Origin of the sequence: Sulfitobacter sp. HI0129 (genome assembly GCF_001635395.1) — a bacterium.
Classification (GTDB): domain Bacteria; phylum Pseudomonadota; class Alphaproteobacteria; order Rhodobacterales; family Rhodobacteraceae; genus Sulfitobacter.
Genome location: NZ_LWGH01000419.1, coordinates 1 through 4,754, shown reverse-complemented (window position 1 = coordinate 4,754; position 4,754 = coordinate 1). Strand labels below are relative to the sequence as shown.

The 4,754-nt window shown below is 65.6% G+C and carries 2 protein-coding genes; both read left to right on the top strand.

All coding sequences use genetic code 11. The annotated features are described in order from the left end of the window. Positions 1-147 precede the first annotated feature (147 nt). Entirely contained in the window at positions 148-1,440 is a 1,293-nt protein-coding gene (locus A3764_RS11245; RefSeq protein ID WP_067928407.1) for an efflux RND transporter periplasmic adaptor subunit, read from the top strand. Then, complete coding sequence (locus A3764_RS11240; RefSeq protein WP_067928409.1) at positions 1,437-4,580, top strand: efflux RND transporter permease subunit; 3,144 nt, start codon at positions 1,437-1,439, stop codon at positions 4,578-4,580. Before A3764_RS11245 ends, A3764_RS11240 begins: the two co-directional genes overlap by 4 nt. Positions 4,581-4,754 lie beyond the last annotated feature (174 nt).

The window sequence follows — 4,754 nt, the reverse complement described above, 5'->3', positions numbered from 1 at the left end:
CGCGCGGGACGAAGTGGCCGGCACGCTCGCCGATCTCCCCGCGACCGCGGGCGACATCCGCGGCAGGCTTAACGATTTCAAGAATTTCTATGCAGAGATCGAAACCTCACTCGGCGATGCCATCGCCCGGATCGAGAAGAACAGAACATGAGCACATCAGCGCCCCCCGAAGCCGTTGGCCGGAACGGATCAGCAGAAAGCAAATCCCCTGAACACCAATCCGCAGCGACGAATGCACCGCTTTCCTTCGAGAGCGACGCCGGCTCGGCCCGGTCGAAATGGGTGGCGGGGTTGCTCGTTCTGTTGATCGTCGGATGGATGGGCAGCGGCTATGTGCTGCCCTCCGCCCCCGAAGAGGCAGCCCCCAGCGTCGCGGAACAGGCGGCCCGGCTGGTGACGGTTGCGGTGACCCCGTCCCGGGCGGAAGAAGTCGCACAGGTCTTCGTTGCCGAAGGTCAGGCCCTGCCGGACCGTGACACGATGATCCGCGCGGAAACCTCGGGCGAGATCGCCGAAGTGCTGGTGCGCAAGGGGGCGGATGTCATGGCGGGGGAAACGCTCGCGCGGTTCGATACGGCCAGCCGCGCGTCCGACCTTGCCCGCGCCCGGGAGGAGGAGGCGCGCGCCCAACGCGAGTTCGAAAACGCCGAACAGCTACTTGAGCGTGGCGTGGCGACCATGGACCGTGTCACTCAGGCCCGCGCCGCGTTGGCAAGCGCCCGGGCGGGGGTCGCCGCCGCCGAGGAAGCGATAGAGAACACCGAGATTCGCGCCCCCTTCGCCGGGCGGCTCGAAGCCTTTGACATCGCGGAAGGCGAGTTCGTTCCCACCGGGGCGGAAGTGGGTCGCGTGGTCGACAATACGCCGCTGACGATCCGAATCCAGATACCGCAGCAGTCGCTCGTCAATATCGAGGTCGGGCAACCGGCAGAAGTGAGTTTCATCACCGGCACCGAGGCCACGGGCGAAGTGATTTTCGTAAGCTCCAGCGCCGATGCCGAAACCCGTACCTTCGCCGCCGAGATCAGCGTGCCCAATGCCGAAGGTTCGGTCCCGGCGGGCGTCAGCGCGCGGGTCCGCATCCCCACCGGCAGCCTTCGGGCGCATTTCGTCTCTCCCGCGATCCTGTCGCTCGGCACGGACGGCACGCTGGGGATCAAGACCGTGGATGAAGAGGGCATCGTCCATTTCCATGAGGTCTCCATCGTGCGGGCGCAAACCGACGGGATCTGGGTCGCGGGCCTGCCGGAGGATACCCGCATCGTCACCGTCGGGCAGGGCTTCGTGAGCGACGGTGAAAAGGTGAACCCGCAGGAGCGCAACGTTGAGGGGCCGGCTGCGGCACAGGCAACCGTCGCATCACTCGATGACAGCGCGCCCGGCGAGGATGCAGAAGCGGGCGCAGAGGGTGCCGCCACCCCGCGGGAGGCGGACCAGTGAACGCGCTGATCGACGCCGCATTCAGCCGCGCGCGGGTCGTCGTGCTGGCCCTCGTCATGGTGCTGACGGTAGGTTCCTTCGCCTATGTCTCGATCCCCAAGGAAAGCTCGCCCGAGATTCCCATTCCAACGGTCTATGTCTCGACCGGGCTTGACGGAATTTCACCCGAGGACAGCGAGCGCCTGTTGGTGGAGCCGCTGGAAACGGAACTGAGCAGCATCACCGGCCTGAAGGAGATCACCGGCAGCGCCGGCGAAGGTTACGCCAGCGTGCAGCTTGAATTCGAACCGGGGTTCGACGCCGACGAGGCGCTGGACAAGGTCCGCGAAGGGGTGGACCGCGCGCAGCCCGAACTCCCCGAAGACGCCTCCGACCCGGTTGTGACGGAGATCAACACCGCGCTCTTCCCGATCCTGACGGCAATCCTTTCCGGCCCGGTGCCGGAGCGGACGCTCAACACCATCGCCGAGAACCTCAAGGACGATATCGAAGGTCTGCCCGGCGTGCTCGAGGTCGACGTGGGTGGCGCGCGCACGGAACTGCTCGAGGTGCTGATCGACCCCACGGTGTTCGAGACCTACAACATCAGCTTCGAAGAACTGATCGGCCAGATCAACCGCAACAACATGCTGATTGCCGCCGGTGCCATCGAAAGCGGGGCAGGGCGGCTGGTGATCAAGGTGCCGGGGCTGATCGAGGATCTGGAAGACGTGATGCAGCTGCCGGTGCTGGTGCGCGGCGACACGGTCGTCACCTTCGCCGACATCGCCACGGTCCGCCGCACCTTCGAGGATCCGACAGGCTTCGCTCGGATCAACGGGCAGCCCGCGCTGGCGCTGGAAATCAAGAAACGTGCGGGCAGCAACATCATCGACACGGTGGCCGATGTGCGCGCGCTGATCGCCGGGGCGGCGGAGGAATGGCCCGGGACCGTCACGATCGATTACATGCAGGACGAAAGCGAACAGGTCCGCACCATGCTGAGCGATCTGGAGGCGAACGTGATCGCCGCCGTCATACTCGTCATGATCGTCATTGTCTGGGCTTTGGGCATCCGGTCGGCGTTGCTGGTCGGGTTGGCCATTCCGGGCGCCTTTCTCGCAGGGGTGACGGTGCTTTGGGCCATGGGCTACACGATGAACCTCGTGGTGCTCTTTTCGCTCATCCTCGTGGTGGGGATGCTGGTGGACGGGGCCATCGTCACCACCGAACTGGCGGACCGGCGCCTGCAGGAGGGCGATCCGCCCAAGCGGGCCTATGCCTTTGCCGCAAAGCGCATGGCATGGCCGATCATCGCCTCCACCGCGACGACGCTGTCGGTGTTCTTTCCGCTACTGTTCTGGACAGGCACGGTGGGCGAATTCATGAAATTCCTGCCCATCACCGTGATCCTGACGCTGACCGCCTCGCTTTTCATGGCGCTGATCTTCATCCCCGTCATGGGCGGGATCATCGGCAAGCGGCCGCCGCAGTCGGCCCGGGACAAGGCAACGCTGCATGCCGCCGAACAGGGCGATCCGCGCGCGTTGCGCGGGGCCACGGGCCTATACGTGCGGGTGCTGCAATACGCGATCCTGCGGCCCGGCGCGACCCTGCTGGTGGCGCTTGCTTTCCTGCTGGGCAGCTTCGGGGCCTATGGCACGCTGGGCAACGGGATCTCCTTCTTTCCGTCGGTGGAGCCTGATTTCATGCAGGTTCAGGTCCGCGCGCGGGACAACTTCTCGATCTACGAAAAGGACGCGCTGGTCCGCCGGGTGGAGGAAAAGCTCTTTGCCTATGACGAGATTTCTTCGGTCTATGCCCGTTCCACCAGTGGCGGCTCCGGTCAGGCGGACGAGGAGGTGATCGGCACCATCCAGCTCGAACTGACGGAATGGGACACGCGCCGCAAGGCAGAGATCATCGGCGAGGACATTCGCGCCGACATGAGCGATATCGCGGGCATAGACGTGCAGGTGCAGGCCGCCTCCAGCGGGCCGTCGGCGGGCAAGCCCGTCAGCCTTCGGGTGCGCGCGCGCAACCCCGACACGCAGGACGATGCGGTGCAGATGATCCGCGATGCCATGGAAGAGATCGGTAATTTCACCGATGTGACCGACACGCGCCCCCTGCCGGGGGTGGAGTGGCGCGTTGCCGTGAACCGGTCGGAGGCGGCACGGTTCGGGGCCGACATCTCCACACTGGGGCAGGCGGTGCAGCTCCTGACCCGGGGCATCACCGTCGCCGATTATCGGCCCTCGGACGTGGACGGTTCCGTCGACATCCGGGTGCGCTTTCCATCGGACGAGCGCACGCTGGAAGAACTGGAAGGTCTGCGGGTGCCCACCAGCGCGGGACTGGTGCCCATTTCCAACTTCGTGACCTTCGAACCCGCGCCGCGCACCGGCACGATCAAGCGGATCGATCAACGCCGCGTGGTCAGCATCGAGGCCAACGTGGCCCCTGGGGTGCTGGTCAATGACCAGATCGTCGCCCTGCGCGCGGCGCTGGACAGGCTGGACCTGCCCCCGGGGACAGAGGCGACCTTTGCCGGGGAGGCGCAGGATCAGGCGGATTCGATGATTTTCCTCGGCGGAGCCTTCATCACGGCGATCTTCCTGATGTTCGTGATCCTCGTTATCCAGTTCAACAACTTCTATCAGGCCTTCGTGGTCATGAGCGCGATCGTCTTTTCCGTCACCGGCGTGCTCTTCGGGCTGATCGTGACGGGGCGCCCCTTTGGCATCGTGATGGGGGGTATCGGCGTCATCGCTCTGGCCGGGATCGTGGTGAACAACAACATCGTTCTGATCGACACCTACAACGATCTGAAACGCGCGGGCATGTCATCGCTGGAGGCCGCGTTGCGGACCGGCGCGCAGCGTCTGCGCCCGGTGGTGCTGACCTCCGTCACCACGGCGCTGGGGCTTCTGCCGATGGTGATCGGGGTGAACCTCAACTTCTTCACGCGAGAGATCGTTTATGGCGCGCCTTCGACGCAGTGGTGGACCGAACTGTCCTCCGCCATCGCGGGGGGCCTCATCGTGGCCACCGTGCTCACGCTGATCGTGACCCCCGCCATGCTGATGCTGGGGGAGAGGAAGGGCAAACGCGCGCGTCCCGCCGCATCCGCTTCGGCAGGAGCCCTTCCGGCGGAATAGCGGCGGGAGATGGCAAGCGGGGCGGTCAGCCCGCTGCCTGCGGTGACGGGCCGATGCGCAGCAACTGGCCCCCGAGGTCCCGGAAGGCGCGCTGGCGGCAGGTGAGCACGATGATTTGCAGATCGCCCGCCTGCCGGTGCAGCGCGTCGAACATGCGTTCGATCCGGTCGTCAT

Excerpts from the sequence above, each read along its gene's own strand:
- A3764_RS11245 (WP_067928407.1), top strand. The coding sequence starts at position 148 with ATGAGCACATCAGCGCCCCCCGAAGCCGTTGGCCGGAACGGATCAGCA.